At 62.8% G+C, this 24,276-nt stretch carries 19 protein-coding genes and 1 riboswitch; of the genes, 11 read left to right on the top strand and 8 right to left on the bottom strand.

The window, feature by feature from the left end:
- The first annotated feature begins 175 nt into the window (after positions 1-175).
- Together ACXMYO_RS10970 and ACXMYO_RS10965 are read left to right on the top strand one after the other, a co-directional pair.
- Positions 176-2,101: a putative nucleotidyltransferase substrate binding domain-containing protein gene (locus tag ACXMYO_RS10970; RefSeq protein WP_457808735.1), complete on the top strand. Its 1,926-nt coding sequence runs from the start codon at positions 176-178 to the stop codon at positions 2,099-2,101.
- Positions 2,101-2,856 carry a 3'-5' exonuclease gene (locus tag ACXMYO_RS10965; RefSeq protein WP_438764632.1) on the top strand — a complete coding sequence of 252 codons (756 nt, stop codon included), beginning with the start codon at positions 2,101-2,103 and terminating at the stop codon, positions 2,854-2,856. The genes ACXMYO_RS10970 and ACXMYO_RS10965 overlap by 1 nt, the downstream gene beginning before the upstream one ends.
- Positions 2,857-2,930: 74 nt before the next feature.
- Here ACXMYO_RS10965 and ACXMYO_RS10960 read toward each other — a convergent pair whose 3' ends face one another.
- The 3 genes from ACXMYO_RS10960 to ACXMYO_RS10950 form a co-directional block, all read right to left on the bottom strand.
- Complete coding sequence (locus tag ACXMYO_RS10960; RefSeq protein ID WP_438764631.1) at positions 2,931-4,568, bottom strand: BCCT family transporter; 1,638 nt, start codon at positions 4,566-4,568, stop codon at positions 2,931-2,933.
- A gap of 456 nt (positions 4,569-5,024) precedes the next feature.
- Positions 5,025-6,695 (bottom strand): BCCT family transporter, encoded by a 1,671-nt coding sequence (locus ACXMYO_RS10955; protein WP_438764630.1) that lies wholly within the window; start codon positions 6,693-6,695, stop codon positions 5,025-5,027.
- A 220-nt stretch (positions 6,696-6,915) separates the two neighbouring features.
- On the bottom strand, positions 6,916-8,016 hold the full coding sequence (locus tag ACXMYO_RS10950; protein ID WP_457808734.1) for a cobalt-precorrin-5B (C(1))-methyltransferase: 1,101 nt from the start codon (positions 8,014-8,016) through the stop codon (positions 6,916-6,918).
- A gap of 267 nt (positions 8,017-8,283) precedes the next feature.
- On the opposite strand from ACXMYO_RS10950, the gene ACXMYO_RS10945 reads away from it, so the two are divergent.
- Entirely contained in the window at positions 8,284-9,297 is a 1,014-nt protein-coding gene (locus ACXMYO_RS10945; protein WP_457808733.1) for a DUF535 family protein, read from the top strand.
- Here the strand turns inward: ACXMYO_RS10945 and ACXMYO_RS10940 are convergent.
- Positions 9,283-10,302 (bottom strand): SMP-30/gluconolactonase/LRE family protein, encoded by a 1,020-nt coding sequence (locus ACXMYO_RS10940; protein WP_457808732.1) that lies wholly within the window; start codon positions 10,300-10,302, stop codon positions 9,283-9,285. The two genes, ACXMYO_RS10945 and ACXMYO_RS10940, sit on opposite strands and share 15 nt — an antisense overlap.
- 145 nt (positions 10,303-10,447) lie before the next feature.
- Positions 10,448-10,599: riboswitch (FMN riboswitch) on the top strand.
- Between the two features lie 110 nt (positions 10,600-10,709).
- On the opposite strand from ACXMYO_RS10940, the gene ribB reads away from it, so the two are divergent.
- The 5 genes from ribB (at position 10,710) to ACXMYO_RS10915 (ending at position 16,283) form a co-directional block, all read left to right on the top strand.
- Positions 10,710-11,399: a 3,4-dihydroxy-2-butanone-4-phosphate synthase gene (gene ribB, locus ACXMYO_RS10935; protein WP_457808731.1), complete on the top strand. Its 690-nt coding sequence runs from the start codon at positions 10,710-10,712 to the stop codon at positions 11,397-11,399.
- Between the two features lie 70 nt (positions 11,400-11,469).
- Positions 11,470-12,417, top strand: a complete 948-nt coding sequence (locus tag ACXMYO_RS10930) for a glutathione S-transferase family protein (protein WP_457808730.1) — start codon at positions 11,470-11,472, stop codon at positions 12,415-12,417.
- An 18-nt stretch (positions 12,418-12,435) separates the two neighbouring features.
- On the top strand, positions 12,436-13,929 hold the full coding sequence (locus tag ACXMYO_RS10925) for a carboxypeptidase M32 (protein WP_457808729.1): 1,494 nt from the start codon (positions 12,436-12,438) through the stop codon (positions 13,927-13,929).
- 168 nt (positions 13,930-14,097) lie between these two features.
- Positions 14,098-14,847 (top strand): Mut7-C RNAse domain-containing protein, encoded by a 750-nt coding sequence (locus ACXMYO_RS10920; RefSeq protein ID WP_438764615.1) that lies wholly within the window; start codon positions 14,098-14,100, stop codon positions 14,845-14,847.
- A 113-nt stretch (positions 14,848-14,960) separates the two neighbouring features.
- Positions 14,961-16,283, top strand: a complete 1,323-nt coding sequence (locus tag ACXMYO_RS10915; RefSeq protein ID WP_457808728.1) for an Nramp family divalent metal transporter — start codon at positions 14,961-14,963, stop codon at positions 16,281-16,283.
- 35 nt (positions 16,284-16,318) lie between these two features.
- On the opposite strand, the gene ACXMYO_RS10910 is transcribed toward ACXMYO_RS10915, so the two are convergent.
- The 3 genes from ACXMYO_RS10910 to ACXMYO_RS10900 form a co-directional block, all read right to left on the bottom strand.
- A complete protein-coding gene (locus ACXMYO_RS10910; protein WP_457808727.1) occupies positions 16,319-17,125 on the bottom strand; it encodes a DUF1206 domain-containing protein in 807 nt (268 codons plus the stop codon).
- 64 nt (positions 17,126-17,189) lie between these two features.
- The gene (locus tag ACXMYO_RS10905; protein ID WP_457808726.1) at positions 17,190-17,669 is read right to left on the bottom strand and encodes a YchJ family protein; all 480 of its coding nucleotides are present in this window, start codon (positions 17,667-17,669) and stop codon (positions 17,190-17,192) included.
- Positions 17,670-17,811: 142 nt separating this feature from the next.
- Positions 17,812-19,572 (bottom strand): META domain-containing protein, encoded by a 1,761-nt coding sequence (locus tag ACXMYO_RS10900; RefSeq protein ID WP_457808725.1) that lies wholly within the window; start codon positions 19,570-19,572, stop codon positions 17,812-17,814.
- Between the two features lie 222 nt (positions 19,573-19,794).
- On the opposite strand from ACXMYO_RS10900, the gene ACXMYO_RS10895 reads away from it, so the two are divergent.
- Genes ACXMYO_RS10895 through ACXMYO_RS10885 form a run of 3 tightly spaced genes read left to right on the top strand, consistent with a single transcriptional unit; the run spans position 19,795 to position 22,462 of the window.
- Positions 19,795-20,103, top strand: a complete 309-nt coding sequence (locus tag ACXMYO_RS10895) for a hypothetical protein (protein WP_457808724.1) — start codon at positions 19,795-19,797, stop codon at positions 20,101-20,103.
- Positions 20,100-21,557, top strand: coding sequence for a sodium:solute symporter family protein (locus tag ACXMYO_RS10890; protein WP_457808723.1), 1,458 nt, complete (start codon positions 20,100-20,102; stop codon positions 21,555-21,557). The genes ACXMYO_RS10895 and ACXMYO_RS10890 overlap by 4 nt, the downstream gene beginning before the upstream one ends.
- 41 nt (positions 21,558-21,598) lie before the next feature.
- Complete coding sequence (locus ACXMYO_RS10885) at positions 21,599-22,462, top strand: alpha/beta hydrolase (RefSeq protein ID WP_457808722.1); 864 nt, start codon at positions 21,599-21,601, stop codon at positions 22,460-22,462.
- Here ACXMYO_RS10885 and ACXMYO_RS10880 read toward each other — a convergent pair.
- The gene (locus ACXMYO_RS10880) at positions 22,456-24,132 is read right to left on the bottom strand and encodes a Na+/H+ antiporter (RefSeq protein ID WP_457808721.1); all 1,677 of its coding nucleotides are present in this window, start codon (positions 24,130-24,132) and stop codon (positions 22,456-22,458) included. The two genes, ACXMYO_RS10885 and ACXMYO_RS10880, sit on opposite strands and share 7 nt — an antisense overlap.
- Positions 24,133-24,276 lie beyond the last annotated feature (144 nt).

Here is a 24,276-nt window from a genome sequence, read left to right as displayed (position 1 = left end):
GGAAGCAGGGCAAAAGAGCAGAGCACTTTAGTCTTGATTCGACCAAAGAGAAGTCCGGGGTGCGAAGACGTCGCCGTCTGACAGGGCGGCACAAACGCTTCACGGGGCAGTGACATCAAGGGCCGCCGGTCGCCATGGCGACATGGGGCAACGCATGACAGGGAGCAGCAGGGACATGGATATCGAGCAGCTGGAAATTCGCCAGCACATGGCGCAGTTCGCGCCCTTTGAATACCTCGGTGACGAGTTGCTGGACCAGATCGCCACCCGGGTCGAGATCAGCTACTTCCAGGCCGGTACCGACATTCTGGCGCTGGATCAGGAGGTCAACGAGCTGTGCTACGTGCGCAGCGGTGCCGTCGAGGTCTCAAGACGCAGTGGTCAGCTCTTCGACCGGCTGGTGGAAGGCGACATCTTTGGCTATTCGGATCTTATGCGTAACCGCCGGGTGCGCTTTCCGGTGCGCGCCATCGAGGACACGCTGATCTATTTCGTGCCCGCGGAGCTTTTCGATTCGCTGCGCGCGGAAAACGACGACTTTGCCGACTTTGTCGAAACCGGCGGCGACCGGCTCAAGGCCACGATCGATCAGCAGCGCAGCGACAACCAGATGAGCAGCACCCGGGTGCGGCGTCTGATCCGGCGCAAGCCCACCATGGTGGATATCAATACCCCGGTGGGTGAGGTGGCCCGACGCATGCGCGAGGACAACGTGACCTCCGTGCTGGTGCTCAGTGACGAGGGCGAGGAGGCCAACGGGCCGCGTCACTTCACCACTCAGGAGGGCAAGGTGCGTCGTCTGGCCGGGCTTTTGACCGACCGCGACTGCTGCGTGCGGGCGCTGGCGGAAAACCTCAGCGGCGAGACGCCGGTGGGCGAGGTGATGTCCACCAGCCTGATCACGGCGCCATCGGACGCCTCGATTTATGATGCCACCATGACCATGCTCAATCACAACATCCAGCACCTGCCCGTTTTGTATCGGCGTCGACCGATCGGCGTGCTCGAGCTCAGTGATGTGATGCGCTACGAGACCCGCAGCAGCCTCTATCTGGTCAGCTCGATCTTCAACCAGGCGGGGCTTGCCGGGCTGGTGCGCCTGAGCGGTGACGTGCCGCTGGCCTTTGCACGGCTGGTGGATGAAGGCGCCGATGCCCAGATGATCGGTCGGACCATGGCCACGATCTGTCGAAGCTTCATTCGCAAGCTTCTGGAGCTGGGCGAGGCGGAGCTGGGGCCACCGCCGATTCCTTATTGCTTCATGGTGCTGGGGTCGTGCGCGCGCGATGAGCAGACGGTCTTTGCCGACCAGGACCACGCCATGATCCTGGATGACAGCTTCGTGCCCGAAACGCATGACGAGTATTTCCAGTCGCTGGCCCGCTTTGTCAGCGACGGGCTGGCGGCCTGCAGCTACCCCCTGTGCAAGGGCGACGTGATGGCCACCAACCAGCGCTGGCGCCAGCCGCTGTCGGTCTGGCAGGGCTACTTCCGCGACTGGATCGAAAATCCGGACCCGGAGGCACTGCTCCACAGCTCGATTTTCTTCGATCTAGGCTATGTCCATGGCGAGCTCAACATGCTCGAGAGTCTGCAGACCCTGATCAGCAAACTGGCACCTCAGCATCCTTTCTTTCTGGCAGCGATGTCACGCAACGCGCTCAATCGCACACCGCCGCTGGGGCTTTTCCGGACCTTCATTCTGGAAAAGGACGGCCAGCACAAGGATGCCATTGATCTCAAACGCCGCGGCACGGCGCCGCTGGTCGATCTGGTGCGCGTGCACGCGCTGGCCTGTGGCTCCAGTTCCAACAACACCATCGATCGCCTGAAAGACATTGCCGAAACGCGGCTGCTGCCTGAAGGGGTCAACGACCGGCTGCGCTACGCCTTCGAGTTCATTTCGATGGTGCGCATTCGCCATCAGGCGCTGGCGATTGAAAGCAACGAGGCGCCGGATAACCGGCTGAGGCCGGACAACGTTGAAAGCCATGAGCGTCATAACCTCAAGGATGCCTTTGAAGTGCTCAGCCATGCGCAGAAATTCCTGAAATTCCGCTATCCGCTGCCCTCCACCTCGAGTCGGGGAAGGGGACGCTGATGCGTGACTGGCCGCAGCGACTGCAAAAGCACTACCGACGCTGGCAGTGGCATCGGCGCGGACGGCTGGTGTCCGAATGGCCCGCCTATCTGGCAGATCGGCAAAACGCCGCGCGTGATGATCGGCTGGCCCACTATTTTGGCGCCGGCACGCTGGATCCGCAGACGCCGATCAGCGAGGTGCCGATGGTGGCGCTGGATATCGAGACCACCGGTCTTGACCCGGCGCGTGACAGCATCGTCAGTATCGGCGTGCAGCCCTTTACGCTGGGGCGTATTCCGGTGGCCCAGAGCCGTTACTGGGTTGTGTCGCCGCAGCGCTCGCTCAGCAGTCGTTCGGTGGTGTATCACCGTCTTACCCATAGCGATCTGGCTGATGCGCCGGGCTTTGACGAGGTTATCGGCGAGGTGCTCGAGCAGCTCGCCGGTCGGATGGTGGTGGTGCACTACACCCGGATCGAGCGCGAGTTTCTTGATGCGGCCGCCCGACACTACCTCAAGGAGTCGCTGCTGTTTCCGCTGATCGACACCATGGCGATCGAGGCCTTCCAGCACCGCCGGCTGTCCTGGTTTCAGCGCCTGCTTGGTCGACGTCCGGTGTCACTGCGCCTGCATCCCAGCCGGGAACGCTACAATCTGCCGCCCTATCAGGCCCACCATGCCCTGATCGATGCCCTGGCCACGGCCGAGCTTTTGCAGGCGCAGATCGCCCGGCACTACGAGCCGGATACGCCTGTCGGCGCGCTCTGGGAATAAATGTTCTGCCCATGAAAAAGGCGGCCCGCAGGCCGCCTTTTTTTATGCGCGTCATGCGCGGGTGGTTTTACCTGTCAGTAGCGCGGCTCCGAGCGCAGCCCCTGGATGATGGCGTAACAGGCCGCCAGCAGCACGATGGTGAAGGGCAGGCCGGTAGCAATGACCGCCGCCTGCAGCGCCGTCAGGCCGCCGCCGAGCAGCAGCGCAATGGCGATGGCGCCTTCGATCAGGGCCCAGAACATGCGCTGCGGCTTGGGCGCATCGACCTTGCCGCCGGCCGTAATGGAGTCGATAACCAGCGAACCGGAGTCCGAGGAAGTGATAAAGAACACCATGACCAGCACGATGCCGATAAAGGAGGTGATCGATGTCAGCGGCAGCTGGCCCAGCATGGTAAACAGCTGAAGCTCAAGCGCTGCGTCCTTGACACCTTCAAACCCATTGGTCAGCTGGCTGATGGCGGTATCACCAAAGGCGGTCATCCAGAGCACGGAGACCACGGTCGGCACGAGCAGTACGGCGATCAAAAACTCTCGTACGGTACGCCCGCGACTGACGCGCGCGATGAACATGCCCACAAACGGGGACCAGGAGATCCACCATGCCCAGTAAAAGGCTGTCCAGCCGTGCACAAAGTCAGTGTCGTCACGCCCGAAGGGCATCGACAGCGCCGGCAGGTTCTTGAGATACGACCCCATGTTTTCCACAAAGCCGGTGGCGATAAGCATCGTCGGTCCGACAATGATGACAAACAGCAGCAGCACGAAGGCCAGTACCATGTTGATCTGCGACAGTCGCTGTACGCCCTTGTCGACCCCCAGCATGACCGAGGCCAGTGCCACCAGACTGATGCCGATGATCAGGATGACCATGGTGACATCGGTATTGGGCGTGCCGAACAGGTAGTTCAGACCGGCAGAGGCCTGGGAAGCGCCCAGCCCCAGCGAGGTTGCCAGACCAAACAGCGTCGCAAACACCGCCAGAATATCGATGATATGGCCCGGCCAGCCCCAGATGCGCTCACCCAGAATCGGGTAGAAGATCGAGCGCATGGTCAGCGGCAGGCCCTTGTTATAGGAAAAAAGCGCCAGCGACAGCGCCACGATGGCGTAAATACCCCAGGGGTGCAGGCCCCAGTGGAAGATCGTGGCGGCCATCGCAAGAGACTGTGCCTGATCCTGATTGCCTGCGGCGCCACCCAGCGGTGCCCAGGAGTCACCGGTAATGGACGTGCCGTAATGGGTGATCGGCTCCGAGACGCCATAGAACATCAGTCCGATGCCCATGCCGGCGGCGAACAGCATGGCGAACCAGCCGGCGTAGCTGAAATCCGGCTTGGCGTGCATGCCGCCGATGCGGACCCGGCTTAGCGGGGTAAAGATAAGCGCCACCGCGAGGATGACAAAAATATTGGCAGCCAGCAGAAACAGCCAGCTGAGATGGTCGGTCAGAAAACTTTTTGCGCCGTTGAAAACAGGCCCCATCTGCCCAGGCAGTGCAAGCGTGATAATCACGAACAGCAAAATGACCAGTGAGGAGATCGTAAAGACCTTGCCGTGCAGGTCGACATTGAAACCGAATCGATTGGTCTGGATGTTGTCCTGACCGATGACGTAGTCCGTATCAATCAGATTGGCCTTGCCGCTGGGGGCGGGGATGCCCTCGCTGGTCTGATCCCTGTCGTTGTCGTTGTTTCCGGGTGTCTGACTCAATTTTTTTCTCCATTACAGCTTCGAAGGCGCTGGCAGGTTGAGCAGTGAATCTCCACAGTACAGTAAAGGGTATGGCTGAATGAACTGATGCTGAATAGCCCGGGCATGGCATGGCGCCAATAGGGTCGTCGAGGTCGGTTGAGCACCATTTGTCCCCGTTTGACGACATGAATCTGCCTTCGGGCTCGATCACCAGCGAGTTACGTTTTATCACATCGAGCGCTGAAATCCATAGGAAAAAGGGGACATTTCGGCCCCTTGACGTCTGCCCGCAGGGCCTTGTTTGACGGGGTGCAGGCAGGGTCACAAGACGCCCTGTCGGCCCGCCCGGGGCCCGGCTGCGACGTTGCCGGCAGGCACGGGGCACAAAAAACGGGGCGACCTTATGGCCGCCCCGTCATGCACATCCTTCAATTCAGTACGACGCCGGGCGCCGTACTGTCCTGCCCGGCAGGATTATTTTGCCCGGGGTTCCGACATCAGCCCCTTGATGACGCCGAAGCAGCCGATCAATAGCACGATGGCAAACGGCAGACCGGTCGAGATGACCATCGCCTGCAAAGCGCCCAGACCGCCGCCCAGCAGCAGGGCAATGGCGATCACTCCGCTGATCAGTGCCCAGAACAGGCGCTGAGAAGTCGGCGCATCGATCTTGCCGCCGGCGGTGATGGTGTCAATGACCAGCGAGCCGGAATCGGCCGAGGTAATAAAGAACACCATGATCAGCAGCAGGGCGACCAGGGAGGTGACCGTCGACCAGGGCAGATTGCCCAGCATGACAAAAAGCTTGAGCTCCAGCGCCGCTTCGGAAATGCCTTGCATGCCGGAATCGACCTGGAAGATGGCCGCACCGCCAAAGACCGTCATCCACAGCACGCAGACGATGGTGGGTACCAGCAGCACGGCGATCAGGAATTCGCGCACGGTACGCCCGCGGCTGACGCGCGCGATGAACATGCCCACAAACGGCGACCAGCTGATCCACCATGCCCAGTAAAACGCCGACCAGGACTGGCTGTAGTCAACGTCTTCACGCCCGAACGGCATCGACAGCGCCGGCAGGTAGGTCACGTAGGCCCAGAGATTGTTGAAAAACCCGATGACCAGATCCAGCGTCGGGCCGGTGAACAGGATAAACAGCAACAGCGCGAACGCCAGGCCCATGTTGAGCTCGGAGAGGTGCTTGAGTCCGGCATTGACGCCTGCCGCCACCGAACACAGGGTCACCGCCGTGATCGCCACGATCAGCAGCACCCGCGTGGTATCGGTATCGGGGATATCAAACAGATAGTTCAGACCGGCTGCGGCCTGCTGTGCCCCCAGACCCAGCGAGGTGGCAAGACCAAAGAGCGTGGAAAAGACCGCCAGAATATCCACGACGTGGCCGGGCCAGCCCCACACGCGCTCTCCGAGAATCGGATAGAAAATCGAGCGCATGGTCAGCGGCAGCCCCTTGTTAAAGGAGAACAGCGCCAGCGACAGGGCCACCATGGCATAGATCGCCCAGGGGTGAAGTCCCCAGTGCAGCATGGTGGAGGCCATGCCGAGCTGGCGTGCCGCGGTTTCATCGCCTGCGGCACCGCCCAGCGGCGCACCGTCGGTACGTATGCCGTTTTCGATCGTGGTGCCGTCCATCGCTGCCGTGTAGTGCGAGATCGGCTCGGAGACCCCGTAAAACATCAGCCCGATACCCATGCCGGCGGCAAACAGCATCGCAAACCAGCTGATATAGGTATGGTCCGGCTTGGCCTCGGCGCCGCCCAGTCGGACCCTGCCCAGCGGACTGAAAATCAGACCGATGGCCAGAACGACAAAAATGGCGGTCGAGAGCATGAAAAACCAGGAGAGATTGGCGGTCAGCCAGTCACGCATGCCGTTGAAAAGCGGCTCCATCTGCGCCTGCATGGTCAGCGTCAGTACCACAAACGCCAGCACCAGCAGCGACGAGATGCCAAACACCTTGCCGTGCAGATCCACATTGAACAGCATGCGGCCCTGGAAGTTGTCCTGACCGATGACATAGTCGGTATCGATCAGGTTGGATTCACCCGTCGGCGCCGGTATCCCCTCACCGGCGTCGCTTTCTTCATCCTTGTTCTTCTTTTCATTTTCCGATTCTTGCGTCAATGTCGTTCTCCATCATTGTCGCCGGGTAACGTCGCGGGACGAAACGGGCTGAATGAATGTCAAGCCGGGTCTGCCCCGGGTATTTTTTGTAGCGTCGGTCAGGAGGGTAGACGCTGTTAAACAAACCTCATAACTCTGGGCGTTTTTCGTCGATGAAATTTGCAATGAACGCCTGCAAACATCAGTGGGATACGCCTTTCGTGCTGCGGTCAGCGGTGCTCTAGCAGGTGCGCGCAGCGCTTTGGCCGACACAGAGGCCCTGGCGGTCAAACACCATGACATCCAGTTCGATACCGCTGTGGCGGATGACCTGCGCTGCACGCGCCAAAGCACTTTCGGCCAGTCGATCACCCAGACGGATGCCGGCGTCACCGGCAAGCTCAAAGGCCTCAAGACCCGAGTTGGCCCCGGCAATGCGGTCAGACAGCGCCGTATCGCCGCCGGCCTCGCGTGCCAGGCGTGCCAGGCGCTCCAGATCAATGGCGCCGCGTCGGGAGTGCACATCCAGCATGCCCTGACCCAGCTTGGCCATCTTGGCGATGCCACCGGCAATGGTGACCTGCTCTACCGGATGCTTTCGCAGATACTTGAGCATGCCGCCGACAAAATCCCCCATCTCGATCAGCGCGCTTTCGTCCAGGCCATAGTGCGCCTGTACCGCCGACTCCGACGTCGAGCCGGTCGAGCCTGCCACATGAGGCAGGCCGCGGGCGCGGGCGACGTCGATGCCCCGGTGAATGGAGTGAATCCACGCCGAGCAGGAAAAGGGGATCACTACGCCGGTGGTGCCCAGTATCGAAAGACCACCGACAATGCCCAGTCGGCCATTGAGCGTTTTCTGCGCGATGCGCTCACCCTCGTCGATGGCGATGGTGACTTCCAGATCCACCTGGTGATGGCCGGGTGTCTCATGCGCCACCGCTTCCAGGGCCTGACGAATCATGTGCCGGGGCACCGGATTGATCGCAGGCTCTCCGGGCAGAATGGGCAGGCCCGGGCGGGTCACCGTGCCCACACCGGGTCCGGCCTTGAACACCAGGCCTGAGCCGGCCTTCAGCGGTCGAACCGTGGCGCGCACCAGCACGCCGTGCGTGGCGTCCGGGTCATCGCCGGCGTCCTTGATGACACCGGCCATGGCCCAGCCGTCGCCGCGCTCATGCACGGCGAGCGCAAAGGCCGGCGTTTGCCCCCTGGGAAGCGTAATGGTGACCGGATCCGGAAATTCGCCGCTTAAAAGTGCTGCATAGGCCGCCCGGGCCGCTGCGGTTGCGCAGCAGCCGGTGGTCCAGCCGCGTTTAAGAGGGGCGTGTTCCTGGGTCATGGTGCATCAGCATTCCGACGGGGCGATGTCAATCCTAACATGGGCGCGTCGAAGACCCCATCCACTCATTGCCACACGGTGCGGTTCGTGTGCATGACGGCGCCTGCAGGAGGGGCTGTGGATCGATCGTCAAAGGGGTATGAGGATGATAGCGAACGCTGTTTGCCATCGAAGTTAAAGGTCCTTTAAGATAGCCTTAACATTTCCCCTGGTGACGGTGGGCGCTCAAGTGGGTCTGCCCCGCTGCCATGTATCGAGTTACCTGCCATGAATCACGTTACTTCCTCCTGTCATTGGGAGCGCCTTTCATCCTGGCATGCCGCTCGCCACGTCTACCCGAAGCGGCGAGAGTGGAAGATGCGCTACAAGATGTTCATGCGCGCCGCGCTGCATCGAAGCGTGCATCGCTCCCTGCTGATGGGCGTGTCGCTCAATCCGCTGCTTGAAAGGGCAGTGAACAATCGCGCCAACCTGCTCAACAAGCCGTTTCGACCCTATATCTCGATTCGCTACGGCCACATCGAGCGACTGCGCCATCTGCTGTTGCACTACCAGCTGCAAAGACACCTGCTCGGTGAGGAAATCAGCGCCCGTATTACGCAGCGCCCGGGCGTGTGGCTGGGAGAGTGCGTGGTGGGTGGTGAAACGGCCGGCATCCATCTGGGCTATCGCGGCGCGCACGACAAGGAAGGCGAGATGATGCTGATGATCATCCGGCCGCCCAAAAAGCGTCTCTACAGTGCAGCGCTTTCGTTTATGCGCGACGAGCAGGGGCGTCCGGCGCTGTGTCTGGGCACCGTGCAGGGCTCGCGTCAGCAGTCGGACTGGAACCGACAGTTCACGCGTGATCATTTCGGTCTGCGTCCGCAGTCGCTGATGGTCGAGCTCACGCAGATGCTCGCCCGCACCCTGGGCATGGAGAACATCTGGTGTGTGGACAATGACCACCATGTCTATCGCGCCCGTCCCAACGGCGCGCGCCAGCGCGGTTTTGATCTGGACGCGCTGATCATCGAGCACGGCGGCGAGGCGGCCTCTCCGGGCTGGATCGTGCTGCCCGCTGCTCAGCGCCGCCGGCCCGTGGAGGTGATCGCCTCCAAAAAGCGCAGCATGTATCGCAAGCGCTACGCCTGGCTGGATACGCTGGAAACGCAGGTCGGGCAGGCGTTGATGGGGACGATCGAAACGGCGCCGAGCGGGGAAGGGGAGAATGCGGCCCGTACACCGACCCTGTCGGCGGCCGGTGTGCGGGCGCGAACGGACGAGTCAGTCGCGTCGTGAGTCGGCCTCGCCAATATTGACCGGCACGCGATAGAGGCTGCTGGTGGCGGTCACAAAGAGATAGTGCTGACCGTCATGCTCGGCAAAGGCCAGATTGGCGGTGCGCTCGGGCAGGTCGACTCGGCCGAGTCGCTCACCCTCGGGGCTGAACACCTGCAGGCCGCTGTCGCTGCTGGTCCAGACGTTGCCCGCTTCATCGACCTTGATGCCATCGGGTACGCCCGGCGAGACCTCGGCAAACACCCGCTCGTTGGACAGCGTATCGTCATCACTGACGTCGTAGGCGACGATATGGTGGTTGAGGCTGTCATCGTCCCGGTCGTGGCCGAGTTCCGAGTCGGCAATATAGAGCGTCCCCTCGCCGGGTGAGAAGGCCAGCCCGTTGGGGGTCCTGACCGCCGGCGTGGACAGCCGCGTCAGCTCATTGCTGTTCGGGTCGAAGCGATAGACATATTCGCCGCCGGTGACCGAGCGCCCGCCGTAGCCCTCCTCGGGCTCATCGATGCCAAAGGTCGGGTCGGTAAACCAGATGCGCCCGCGGGCGTCCACGACCAGGTCGTTGGGGCTGTTGAGCTTGTTCTCACCGTCCAGGTCAACCAGTACGTCCCACTGACCATCCTCGTTTTGTCTTTCCACTGCCCGCTTGCCGTGCGAGGCGGCCACGACCCGCCCTTCATGGTCCAGCGCATGGCCGTTGTGGAACTGGGCCGGTCTGAGCCACTCGCGAACCTCTTCCCCCTCGCGCCAGATCATCACGCGATTGTTTTTGATATCGCTCCAGATCACGCTGCCATCCGGCAGCGCCAGCGGGCCTTCGCTCCACTTGCCACCATCATAAAGCCGCTGAATGTCGGCATCGTCATCGACCAGGTCGGAAAAACCGGGCGTCTGCGCCACCACGGCGGGGGCATCGCCCTCGGCGGCCATGGCACTGCCGGCGCCGACGCCGGCCATCAAAAGACCGGTACACAGCGAGCGCGAGAACTGTTGAAGCCAGCGGGACATGCACCTTCTCCTTGTTTTCGATAAGACCGTCAGCCTGACGGATATGGGCGGCTGCGCCAATACGATCTTTTGTTACCCGGGCCCGGGTTCAGGGATTGCCCATGGCCGTGCGTCAGGCTAGTCTGAGCGTGATTCGCACGGCGAATCGGATCCTCAGGGCGGGGTGAAAGTCCCCACCGGCGGTGATGTCAAAACCGGTCTCTGACCGGAGATTGAACAAGCCCGCGAGCGTTTGATGCGCAGGAATCGGTGAGACCCCGATGCCGACGGTGATAGTCCGGATGGGAGAGGATCGACGCCCGATTGCCTCCATGGCGTCGCGGCGTCGCTGTACGTGTTGTACAAGCACTCCTGTCTTGCCCTGTTCCTTGTCCCTTGCCTTTGAAAGGCGATCCTGGAGCAGTCTCATGTCCTTTGATATCGAAAACGATAGTTTCCCCTCTGACAGCGCGCAGGCGCGTGTGCGGCTGGCGCTCGACAGCCTGGCGCGTGGCCACGGTGTGGTGGTCACCGACGATCCCGACCGCGAAAACGAAGGCGATCTGATCTTTGCTGCCACCACGCTTGACGAGCGTCAGATGGCGCAGATGATTCGCTTTGGCAGCGGCATCGTGTGCCTGTGCCTGACCGGCGAGCACGCCGACCGGCTGGAGCTGCCGCCGATGGTGGTCAACAACGAAAGCCCCTACTCGACCGGCTTTACCGTCACCGTCGAAGCCAGAGAGGGCGTTACCACCGGCGTCAGCGCGTATGACCGTACCGTCACTGTACGTGCCGCGGTCGCCGACGACGCCCGGGCCGATGATCTGGTCCGTCCCGGCCACATCTTCCCCCTGCGCGCTCGCGACGGCGGCGTGATTGAGCGTCGCGGTCATACCGAGGCGACGATCGATCTGGTGCGTCTGTCGGGCCATGGCGCGACCGGTGTGCTCTGCGAGCTGATGAACGATGACGGCACCATGATGCGCGGCGAGGCACTGGAAGCCTTCGCCCGCGAGCGCGACTACCCCATGGTCTCGATTGCCGAGCTGGTGACCTGGCGTGAACAGCACGACCCGGCCGAATCCTTTGATGTGGCGGCGTTTGCCACGCTCTAATCCGGCCGATGGCAGCCGACCGTTCCGGTCGGCTGCCAGTACGAACGCGGCTTCGACAGGATATCTCCCCATGACGCTTCCTCTGCTTCACCATTTTGACGCTTCGCCGTTTTCCGAAAAGATTCGCCTGCTGCTGGGCTATTGCGATTTCGAATGGGGCTCGGTGCGCATTCCCCGGGTCATGCCCAAGCCCCATTTCACGGCGCTGACCGGGGGCTATCGCAAGACGCCGGCGCTGCAGCTGGGGCGTGACATCTACTGTGATACCGCGCTGATCGGACGCGTCATCGAGCATCTGTCGGAGGCTTCGACGCTTTCGCCACCCTCGCAGGCGGCAAGCGTGCGGGCGCTGGAAGAGCTGGGCGATCGTCTCTTTCTGGCCGCCATTCCGATCCATTTTCGCCCCGAAGGGCGCGCCGCGCTTGCTGAGCAGCTCGGTGAAGACGCTCTGGCACGCTTTCAGTCAGATCGTGCCGAGCTGTTCAGCGGCGGCAGCATTTCGCGCCCCGATGACTCGTTCTCCCGCGCCGTCTGGGGGCCAACGCTTGACACGCTCGAGGCGCAGCTGGCCCATCAGCCGTTTGTGCTCGGCGAAAGTCCCACGCTTGCCGACTTTTCGCTGTGCCACCCGGTCTGGTATGTGAACAACAACCCGGGCGTGCGCGGGCTTTTGGCGGGCTATCCCCACCTGATGGCCTGGTTTGCACGGCTGCAGGCCTTCGGCCATGGCCGGCGCCGTGAGATGAGCGAGGCGCAGGCGCATGATGTCGCTACGGCTTGTGACCACTGGCAGCCGCTCACTGGCGAGCATGATGACAGCCTCGGCGTGGCCGTTGGCGAGGCAGTGGCCATTCACGCCTCGGACTATGGCGTGGACAGCGTTCACGGTCGGCTGGTGCAGGTCGGTCGTGAGACGCTCACACTCGAGCGCGAGGCCACGTTTGAAGGTCGCACGCTCGGCCCGGTCCGCCTTCACTTTCCCCGCGACGGCTTTTCCCTGATTTCGACCGACACCTGACCATTGATGGAGCCCTTCATGACCGGTATGTCCTATCAGCAGCTCGAGGCGCGTTTTACCCGCCTGCATCGCTACGCGCATCTGGGCGCCATGGCCGGCTGGGATCAGCTCACCATGATGCCCGAGGGCGGCAGTGAGGCTCGCGCCGAGGCCATGGCGGAGCTGAGCGTGTTAATGCATGACACGCTGACCTCGCCCGAGGTCCGCCGGCTGCTGGATGACATTGACCCGTCAACGCTTGAGCCCGAGCAGCAGGCCAATCTGCGGGAAATGCGACGCGAGGTGCGAGACGCCACCGTCATGCCGGCCGAACTGGTCGAGGCGCAGTCGCTGGCCGGTGCCCGCTGTGAAAGCGTCTGGCGTACCTGTCGACCCAACAATGACTGGCAGGGCTTTCTGCCCACTTTCCGGGAGGTGGTGCGCCTGTCCCGCGAGGAGGCCCGCATTCGCGCCGAGGCGCTGGGCTGTGGCCGCTACGAGGCGCTGTTGCAGAAGTTCGAGCCGGGACTCACGCTCAAGGCGCTGGAGACCATTTTCGACGATATGCGTCAGTGGCTGCCGGGGCTTTTGAGCGAGGCCGTCGAGTGTCAGCGCGGCCGCGAGCCCGTCATGCCCCAGGGGCCCTTTGGTGAAGACGATCAGCGCCGCCTTGGTGAGCGCGTCATGGCGTGGCTGGGGTTTGATTTCGACCATGGCCGGCTTGATGTGAGTCTGCATCCCTTCTGCGGCGGCGTGCCGGATGACGTACGGCTGACCACCCGCTATCGCAGTGATGAGTGCCTGACGGCGCTGATGGGCATCATTCACGAGACCGGCCACGCCCGCTACGAACAGAACCTGCCGCTGGCGTGGCACGCGCAGCCGGCCGGACGCGCCCGCTCGATGGCCGTGCATGAATCCCAGAGTCTCAGTCTCGAGATGCAGCTCGGGCGCAGTGCGCCCTTTATTCGCACGCTGCAGCCGTGGCTGGTGGAGACCCTTGGTGACCAGCCGGCGTTTGAAGTGGAGAATCTGATTCATCTGGCCCAGCAGGTTGAGCCGGGTCTGATCCGGGTCGATGCCGATGAGGTGAGCTACCCGGCCCATATTCTCCTGCGCTTTGATATCGAGCGCGCCCTGATTGAAGGCGAGATCGAGGTCGAAGACATTCCCGAGCGCTGGGACGAGGGCATGCAGCGCCTTCTGGGGCTGGATACCCGCGGCAACTACCGTGACGGCTGTCTGCAGGATATCCACTGGACCGATGGCTCGTTTGGCTATTTCCCCACCTATAGCCTGGGCGCCATGCTGGCCGCTCAGCTGATGGCGGCCGCGCGACGCGCCGAACCGCAGCTTGACGCGCGCATTGCCGACGGCGACCCGGGCCTGCTGCTTGAGTGGTTGAAATCCCACGTCTGGCAGCAGGGCAGTCTCATGGAGACGTCCGAGCTGATACAGCGCGCCACCGGCGAGGCGCTCGACCCCGAGTACTATCGACGCCATCTGCGCGAGCGCTACGTTGACGGACATTGACGGCGTGTTACCTCAACCGGTGTGGCGCTACGTTTTCTGTCGGCATGCATGCCTGTAAAACGAAGTGTTACAACAAGACCGTCATAAAGACTGTTCGACCCTGTGACATTTGTGCTGCCGGCCACCACACTTGGGCGTTCAATCTCTTGAACGTCGGGTTCCATGGCCATGGGTGTACAGGTATTTTTTCACGGCTGCCTCGACGATTTCCTGCCGCCTTCCGGGCGCGGGCAACCGGCCACGCAACGCACGCCAAGGCGCACGTCACTCAAGGATCTGGTGGAGTCTTTCGGTGTGCCGCACACGGAAGTGGCGGCGCTGACCCTCAACGATCATCCGGCGGCGTTCGAGACGCTGATCGAGCCGCTGGACAATGATGACTGTTTGATCCGCGCCTGGCCGGCGCCGGCCACGGGCGTGGCCGAACACGCCCTGCAGCCGCCGCGAACGCGCCCGGCACGCTTTGTGCTGGACGTGCATCTGGGCCGGCTGGCGCGCTATCTGCGCCTTTTGGGCTTTGACGTGTGCTGGCGCAACGATTTTACCGATGAAGAGCTGGCGGACACCTCGGCGGCTCAGCATCGCATCCTGCTCACCCGCGACCGACGCCTTTTATATCGCCGCCAGATCGTGCACGGCTATTTCGTGCGCGACACCGACCCCACCCAACAGGTTGACGAGGTCTGCCAGCGTTTTGGGCTGCACGATGAGATCGCCGCGTTCAGGAGGTGTGCGCGCTGCAACGCCTCCCTGATGAAGGTGGACAAGGCCTCGGTGGCCCATCGTCTGGAGGCACGCACCCTGCAGTACTACGACGATTTCTACAAATGCAGCAAATGCTGCCATGTCTATTGGCAGGGCAGTCATTTTGCACGCCTGTCGGCCTGGATCGAGACGCTGAAACGAACGCGTCATTGAGCCGCGAGTCTTGCCAGGCCCTGTCTGGCGGAATGACCTGATTGGCTCTTTTTAACCTCGGTATAATTGTATTACCCTAGTGTTCTTAAGGTTTGCTTCAACGAAGGTTCCTCATGAGCACGACATCCAGACGACCGCGCTCGCCGGTGGGCACCGATATTGTACCCGGCAGCGTCAGCGTCCCCCGCGGCGGTAGTGCCTTTCGACGCTTTCTGGCCTTTCTCGGGCCGGGAGCCATGGTCTCGGTGGGCTATATCGATCCGGGCAACTGGGCGACCTCGCTGGAGGGCGGGTCGCGCTTTGGCTACACGCTTTTATGCGTGATCCTGCTTTCCAACCTGATGGCGGTGCTTTTGCAGTCGCTGTGCGCGCGGCTGGGGATTGCCAGCGGGCGCGATCTGGCGCAGAGCTGTCGTGAGCACTACTCAAGGCCGGTCAACGTGGCGCTCTGGGCGCTGTGTGAGCTGGCCATCATTGCCACCGATCTGGCCGAGGTCATCGGTACCGCCGTGGCGCTCAAGCTGCTGTTCGGTATTCCGCTGGCCTGGGGCGCGGCGATCACCATCGTGGATACGGTGGTGCTGCTGATGCTGATGCGCCGCGGATTTCGCTGGCTGGAAGCCTTTGTCATGTCGCTGATGGCGATGATTTTCGCCTGCTTCGTGGTGGAGCTGGCACTGGCTCAGCCTTCCCTTGCCGGCATTGCCGACGGCTTTTTGAGCCCCGACCCAGCGATTGTGACCAACCCGCAGATGCTCTATATCGCCATCGGCATCATCGGGGCCACGGTCATGCCGCATAACCTGTATCTGCACTCGGCGCTGGTCAAAACGCGAGACTTTGAGCAAAACACCCGCGGCAAGCGCGAGGCGCTGCGCTTTGCCACCCTCGACAGTACGATCTCCCTGTCGTTGGCGCTGTTCGTCAATGCCGGCATCCTGATTCTGGCCGCGGCGGTCTTTCACAGCGCCGGGCAGACGGTGGTGGAGATCGAGGAGGCCTATGGCCTTTTGAGTCCGCTGCTGGGCGCCGGTATCGCCGCCACGCTGTTTGGCGTGGCGCTTCTGGCTTCCGGACTCAATTCAACCGTGACGGCAACGCTTGCCGGTCAGATCGTGATGGAGGGGTTTTTACGCCTTCGCATGAAGGCCTGGGTCCGACGCCTGATCACCCGGGGGCTTGCGATCGTGCCGGTGCTGTATGTCACCCAGGTCTATGGCGATCAGAGCGTGGGAAGGCTTTTGATCCTCAGTCAGGTGGTGCTGTCGCTGCAGCTGCCGTTTGCCATCATCCCGCTGATCCGCTTTGTCTCGCGACGCGACTGGATGGGGGAGATGGCCATCGGCTGGAAGATCAAGACGCTGACCTGGACCATCGCCGTGCTGATTCTGGTGCTCAACGTCCGACTGGTTGCGGAGGTCTTTCAGGGCCTCTAGCGCCCGGTTGCGGCCGGCCTCTGTCGATCCGCGCTTCAGGCGTTCACGTCACGAAAGCGGGCGTTGACCAGGCAGTAACCGCCGTAGGCAATCAACCCCAGGGCCACCAGCCCCAGAAGCCAGGGGCCGAAAGGCTGTTCGGCGACGGCGCCCAGCGCGCCCCCCAGCCCGCGGGCATCGTCGGGGTTGGTGTTGATGGCCGACAGACACAAAAAAAGCGCCACGATCATGAAGACGATGCCGCGCGCGGTCAGACCGATGCGTGAGACGTTGGCGGCGATGAGGCGCTGTGTGCGGCTCATCTTGTTTAAATGCCAGTTCTTTTCATAGCTGTGGTGCCAGCCGCGCCAGATCTGGCGCAGGCCCACGCCCAGAAAGCCGAGCCCGACCAGAAAGATCGCAACGATCCCGCCCGGATGGGCCATGACGGTCCGGGTCTGGCTGCTGGTATCGCTGGAGCTGCTGCCGCCGCCATCGATCAAAAGCTCGATGCAGTTGATGGCGATGCCGGCATAGATCAGGCCGCTGAGCGCATAGCCCAGCCGGGTCAGAATGCCCTTCCAGTCACGCCCCTTTCTTTCGGCATCAATGATGGCTTGTACCAGACGCCAGGCGGTATAGCCGAACAGCCCGATCGCCAGCAGGGTAATAAGAACGCTGCCAAAGGGTTGAGTGGCCAGCTCTCTGACGGCTTCCGAGGAGCCCCCGTTGCGCCCGCCCATGCCCAGTACGGCCATCATCGACAGCCAGCCGATGGTGATGTAGATCATGCCCTTGGCGGTGTAGCCGCATCGGGCAGCAATGGTCACAAGACGCTGGGTATTGCCGCTGGGATGGTCCAAGCCAACTCCGGATTGTCAGGGTGAACCCTGAAGTCTGGGAAACAATGGAGGCATTTACCAGCCTTTATTGGCCGGCACAGCACTTCTTGTACTTTTTGCCGCTGCCACAGGGGCAGGGGTCGTTGCGCCCGGCGCGGGCCATGGCAGGCGGGTCGATGACGCCGTCGACATAGCGCCAGCGCCCGGCGCTGCGTCGAAAATGCGAGCGCTCGTGAAGAATTTGCTCGGCGCCGTCCTCCAGATACCACGCCCGAAACTCCACCATGCCCTGAGCGCCGTGGGTACGTGTCTGAACGATCTCAAGGCGCTGCCAGTCCACGGTGCGCACGTTGAGCATGGGAGCGTCCTGTGGCGGGCACCCCGGCGCGTTGTCCGCCCAGGTGTTGAACAGATACTCGCCCAGCCCGCCCATGGCAAAGGCGCTGTAGCGCGAGCGCATGAGGGCTTCGGGCGTGGCGGCAGTCTGCTCTCCCCGGTGAAGCGGGCCGCAACAGTGGTCGTAATGGTTTCCGCTGCAGCAGGGGCAGATGAAATCGGTGGTCATGGGTCAAGCCTTGGGTAGTGCGCTGATCAACGTCATGCAGACAAGCGGGGTGCCGATAAGGGAAGTGGTCGCGATAAAACAAGACCGGCCGACAGTGTAGAGACTGTCGGCCGGATGTCGAGAAGCAGATCAGATATGGCGATCAGGCCTGAAAGCGCGTGCTCAGCCAGGTCAGGGCACGCGAGGTGGTGGCACGAACGCCACGCTCCAGCGCGCTTTCATCCAGACGCGAGGTCGTGATGACGCTCTTGTCGCTGACGGCGTCGCGGTCGGTCAGCTCGGGCGCGGCCTTTTTCTGATGCTGCTCGTCGGACAGGACCTTCTCCTGCGACTGGTCGATCGGTTCCCCCGAGTACAACACCCACTGATTGCTTTCACGGACCGCATAGGAGCGTATTTCACGCGGGGCCGTGACGGTCATGTCAGGCAGGTTGTCCGTGGTGTCGCCCTTGAGCAGGCTGGCAAACCAGGCGTGACGCGAGGTTTCAACGGCCGGCTGCCAGGGCGCGCTTTCCTGCGGCGTGTGCTGGGGCGCCAGCTGCCAGCTGTCGGCACCCATCTGCTGCCACAGATCCAGACGCGGTGACTGCTGGGCAAATACCTGTGTTTCTTCCTGCGACAGGCGGGTGGCCTGAACGGCGTCGCGCGCAGGCAGGGCCGTGGTGGTTGCGCCACGCGGGGCCGGGCGGCTCTGGACGATCTGCGCCGGTGCCTGCTGCTCTACCTGTACCGGGGTCTGTCGGGCTGAGGCCGGTACGGCAGTCGCGACGACGTCGCCGGTACGGATCTCATCACCCAGACCGATCGGGGCGCGCTCGGAGGCGGTGTTGATCGGCTCGACAGTCGGCGCCTGAGCGACGGTGCGAACCGGTGCCGGCGCGAGTGTGTCACCGGTACGGATCTCATCACCCAGACCGATCGGGGCGCGTTCAGCGGCGGTGTTGATCGGCGTGACGGCAGGGGCCTGAGCCACGGTACGAACCGGTGCCGGGGCCACCGTGTCACCGGTACGAATCTGACTGTCCAGACCGATGGGCGCACGTTCGGCGGCGGTGTTGATCGGCTCGACGGCAGGCGCCTGAGCCATCGTGCGCACCGGTGCCGGGGCCACCGTGTCGCCGGTATGGATCTGGCTGTCCAGACCGATGGGCGTGCGCTCGGCGGCGGTATTGATCGGTGCGCTTGTCGGCGCCTGTGCCACGGCCCGTGATCGGGCGTGGGTGATCGGCGCGCCGGCATCCACCTGGCTGTAGAACTGAAGTTTCGGGTGCTCGGCGACCGGCTCGGGCGCAGGCTGTTGCGGTGCCGGCGTCGGGGCCGCAGCCGCCGTCTGGACCGGCGCCGAGGCAGCAGGGGTGACGGCGGCCGGCTGTGCCTGCGCACGGCTTGCCGGCCGGGCCGTCGCCTGTTCACGGGTTTCACGCTCGATGGCGCGATCCATGGCCAGGGCGCTTTCGCTGTCGCTGGCATCAGGGCTACGCCCGGCCGGATTCGGGCCAAAGCTTGCGTGTGTCAGCTGCGGGTCGGTATTGGTGTGAACGACCACGGCGTGAACGTTGTCGCGCAGAAGCCACATGTCGCCGGTCTTGTCGAGCTTGGGCCCGCGCTTGAGAAATTCGGCAAGCACCTGTTCGCGGCGGTCATCCGAAGGCTGGCAGGCCATGGCGCTCGAGGCGATCTCGCCGACCTCCAGCGTGGCAGCGTCCTGTCGGGCGTTGGCGCTCAAGTGGTTGCAGCCCACCCAGGCGTCAAGACGATTGCCGGTCAGATTGACCTTCGCGCCGCTGATGTTGGTCAGCGCCGTGGCGTAATAATTCGAGGATGAAGACCCGGAACTGGCGCATCCTGCCATCAGGGTGGCCAGTGCCAGCGTGGTGAGCGTTGGCCTGAATGCGTGTCGCATGGAAACTCCTGTCGCGTTGATCATGCTACCTGTCCCGGGAGGGCGTCGGTACGAATGAAAACATCGGCACATAATGGTTATAGGGTGCAAGCATACCCTGGTGTGAGGGTAAAGATGTGATCAAAGTGATGATTGTTACATGCTGTCGCATCACACTGTTATCCTTCGCCTCTTTTACGCTTGACACTGCCCGCATCAAGGGGCGTCACATCAGGACAGGATATGGCTGACAATGATATCGGCCCGGGCGCCGAAAAGTTGCGTCGTCGGGTCATCATGCCCCGCAGTCGTCGCGCGCGCTGGCTGCTGGCCGCCTTCGCGCTGTTGCTGGCTGCCGGCTGCTGGCCGGTCATCATGCTTTTCAACCGACCCGTGGTGGTCGCCGGACTGCCGCTGATGGCGCTGTGGAGCTATGTCATCGTGTTCGCCAGTGTCGCGCTGATGGCGCTGGCCAACCGGCTGCTGTCAGGCGGGCACGGCGAACGCCGGTCTGCCCATTATCAGCCCTCGGAGGAGCTTCGGGAGCCATGACAGGCATGACGCCCCTGGGGTTGACCCTTCTCTATATAGCACTGGCGCTGTGGCTTGGCATCCGCGCTCGGCGCGGTCATGCCATGACGGCGCTCGAGCAGTGGGGCGTGGCCGGGCGCAGCATGAACGGCCTGGTGCTTTATCTGCTGATCGGCGCCGGCAGCGTCAGCGCCTACACCTTCATGGGCGCGCCGGGCTGGGCCTTCTCGCGCGGTGTGGCGGTCTTTTATGTCGTGATCTATCTCTCCTATCTGGCCGTGGCGGCCTGGTATTTCGGCCCGAAGGTGTGGACGCTGGGCGCGCGTTTTGGCCATGTGACTCAGGGCAGTGCCATTCGCGACCGCTTCGAGAGCACGGCGCTGGGCGCCCTGTCGGCGCTGGTCATGGCCATCGGTACGCTGGCTTACGCCGTATTGCAGACCATGGGGGCGGCCTACATTCTGGGCGTCATGAGCGGCGGTCTCATCCCGGTCTGGGCCGGCGTGCTGCTGGTGCTGGGCGTGATGGGGACCTATCTCTATATCAGCGGTCAGCGGGCGATCGGCATGACCAACGCCTTTCAGGGCGGGCTCATGCTGTTCGTGTCCTGGCTGGTGGGCATCTGGGCGGTGCATGACTTTACGGGCGGCTGGACGACCGATGCGCTCTTCGAGCGTCTGGCCGCCGAACGCCCCGAGTTCATGACCCTGCCGGGGGCCAGCGGCAACATGAGTTTTGCCTTCTGGACCACGTCGATCATCGTGTCGATGCTCTCCTTTCTGCCGCCGGTCTGGACGCAGTGGATGAGCGCGCGCTCACGCGAGACGATCCGCCGCAGCGCGACCTGGCTGCCGACCTATTACGTGGTCATTCTGCCCATGGTGGTGGTCGGCTTTATCGGCATTTTTACGCTGCCGACCCTGTCACGCGACGATACGGTGGCGCTTGAAATGGCGATGCAGACCATGCCGGTGTGGCTGACCGGGCTTCTGGGCGCAGGCACGCTGGCGGCGGCGATGTCTTCGTGCGAGCCCTTTATCCACTCGGTGGCGCTGTCGATCACGCGTGATGTCGTGCAGCCGGCGCTGCGTCTTGATGATGCTTTCACCGCGCGGCTGGCACGCTGGATGCTCTTTCCCGTGCTGGCACTGGTGGCAGTGCTGGCGATCAGCGAGCCTGGCAATCTGGTAATGATTTTGCTGGTCGGTCTGGGCTTTGCCGCCCAGGTGCTGCCGGCGTTTATCGGCATGTTCTTCTGGTTCGGGGCCACCCGCAGCGGCGTGATGGCGGGGCTTCTGGCAGGGTTTGCGGTGACGTTTGCCCTGACCGTCATCTGGCCCAATCCGCTGGGCGTGCATGCCGGCTTCTGGGGGCTTTTGCTCAATCTGCCGCTGTTTGTCGTGGTGTCCCGGCGGACCCGTCCGGCCTCCATGCCGACGCTACAGCGCTTTTATGAGGTGGCCAGAGAATTTTGACATCACAGGGTCAATATCGACAGTGGGGGCGATGGTGGCTGATGCTGCTATTGCTGCCGGTACTGGTGGGCTGTTCGGGCGTGGATGTCATCAATACGCTGACACCCGGCGGCCATGCACAGCGCTTTGAGGCGATCGCCTACGGGGAGCGACCGCGTCAGCGCCTGGATATCTATCAGCCAAAGGATGCCGAGGGCCAGGCGCCGGTGGTGGTGTTTTTCTACGGCGGTACCTGGCGGGAAGGGGCGCGGGAAGATTACCGCTTTGTCGGTCGAGCGCTGGCCTCGCGCGGAATCGTGACGGTCGTGGCCGACTACCGGCTCTATCCGCAGGTGCGCTATCCGGGCTTTGTCGAGGACACGGCGCAGGCGCTGGCCTGGGCTTATCACCATATCGATCGTTATGGCGGCGATCCGCAGCGGCTTTTCGTCATGGGCCACAGCGCCGGGGCCTATAACGCCGCCATGGTGGCGCTGGATTCGCGCTTTCTGGCCGCGCAGTCGCTGTCACCCGATATTCTGGCCGGCTGGATCGGCCTTGCCGGGCCCTACGATTTTCTGCCGATTACCAACGAGGATGCCCGTCCCGTCTTTGACTGGCCGAACACCTCAAGCGATACCCAGCCCATCGAGCATGTCAGCGATCGCTCGCCACCGGCGCTTTTGATGGCCTCGCATCGCGACACCACGGTGAATCCGATTCGCAATACCGCCGGCATGGCGCAAGCGCTGCGCACACACGGGGTGGCGGTCACCGAAGCGTACGCCGATCGCACCAGTCACGTGACACTGATCGCAGCACTGGCCTGGCCGCTGCGCTGGCTGGGGCCGGTGCTCGACGATGTGGATGCCTTTGTGCATGACACGCCGCCTCGTTCGGGCGGCAGGTCAATCAGCGCTCAGTGATGGGCATGGCCGGTGTCACCGGTCAGCGCGGTTTCGGCCAGATCCACCTCCCGCACCAGCTTGCGCAGCACGTCATCGTTGATGTGGTGCTTGCCGCGCAGGCGGTAGTACTCCCGACGCTCGGCGCGCAGCGCTTCCACGCGGGTTTCCCGTTCCAGCGCGCGAATGGCTTCGAGTCTCGGTGTGGGGATGGTGTTGTCCCCCAGCTCCAGGCGCTGGCGATACCACGTCATCAGCTGAGAGCTGATGTCGTTGAAGGCAATGATGAACTCTTCACTGTGGTGCTCGTGGGTAAAGGTTCCCGCGCGCTGATGGTGAAAGTCCTCGATGCATCGAATGGCGGCCTCGGCGGCGGCAATCCGGGCGCGACGCTCCTCCTCAAACTCGTGGGTGTCTCGGGGCAGATCAAGATTTTTCAGCACCAGCGGCAGCCCGATGCTGCCGGTAATCAGGGTGAACATGATCACGCCGGTGGCCAGAAAGATCAAAAGCTCGCGGGCCGGGAAGGGTGTGCCGTCATTCATCAGCTGCGGCAGCGACAGCGCGGCGGCAAGCGTAATGGTGCCGCGAATGCCGGCAAGCGTTGCCGCCAGCATGACGCGCATCGAGATGGCGGCCCGGCGCTCTTTTGAAAAAAGGCGCTGAAGCCAGGTGGCACTCAATACCCAGACAAACCGGGACAATAACAGCGCGGTCGAGATAACGGCCACATAGCCCAGAAGCCGCAGGAACTCGTAGTCGCCCACGTCATGCAGCGAGTGATCCAGCGCCCCGCCGACAATATCCGGCAGTTGAAAGCCCAGCAGCAAAAAGACCAGCGCGTTGAGGGTAAATTCCAGCATCTCCCAGACGCTTTTGGTCTGCATGCGCATGTTGATCTGGCTTTCGCGCTTTAGATCCGTGCGGTTGATGACCATGCCGGCCGCCACCGCGGCCAGCACCCCGGACATGCCAAAGTGCTCGGCCAGCAGGTAGGCGGCAAAGGGCAACAGCAGCAGCAACAGCAGAATCTGGATGGTCGAGCCTTCGCCCAGATGGCGCTCGATCAGGCGCGTGCGGATCACGTTGAACAAAAACGCGACCGCTGCCCCCACCAACAGCCCGCCAATCGAGATGATGAAAAAGCCAAGCGTGGCATCCACCACCGAGAAGGTGCCGGTCAGGGCCGCGGCCACGGCAAACTTGAAGGCCACCAGGCCTGAGGCATCGTTCATCAATGACTCGCCTTCCAGAATGCGCATCAAACGCGGCGGCACCGGTAGTCGACCCGAGATGGCCGATACGGCCACGGCATCGGTGGGGGAGAGAATGGCAGCAAGCGCAAAGCACACCGGCAGCGGCAGCGCCGGCAACAGCCAGTTGATGAAGGTGCCCACGCCCAGCACGGTAAAGAGCACCAGGCCCAGCGCCAGCGCCAGTATCGGCCCGCGAAGCACCATGAACTCACGCTGGGGGAAACGTCTGGCATCGGCAAAGAGCAGCGGGGCGATAAACACCAGCAAAAAGAGCTCGGGTTCAAGCTCCACGTTCAGATCGATGCCCGGCAGGGCCAGCAGCGCCCCAAAGGCGATCTGCACCAGGGGGGTGGGCAGTGCCGGCAGAAAACGGGCAGCGACACCGGTGGCAGAGGCCACCAGCAGCAGAATCAGTACGAGAAAGACGGCATCCATGGCTTCAGGCTATCGAATGGAGTGGAAAGGCATCGTCACGGTAGACGAGGCGCAAGGCAGCATACCGTATTTCCGCAGGCAGGGGCGTGCCGACAGCAAGGCGCTGCCGGTACATCGATGGGCTCAGCGTGTTTGTGAAATCAG

The organism is Kushneria sp. EE4 (assembly GCF_977968315.1).
This window is presented reverse-complemented; position numbering and strand designations above follow the sequence as displayed.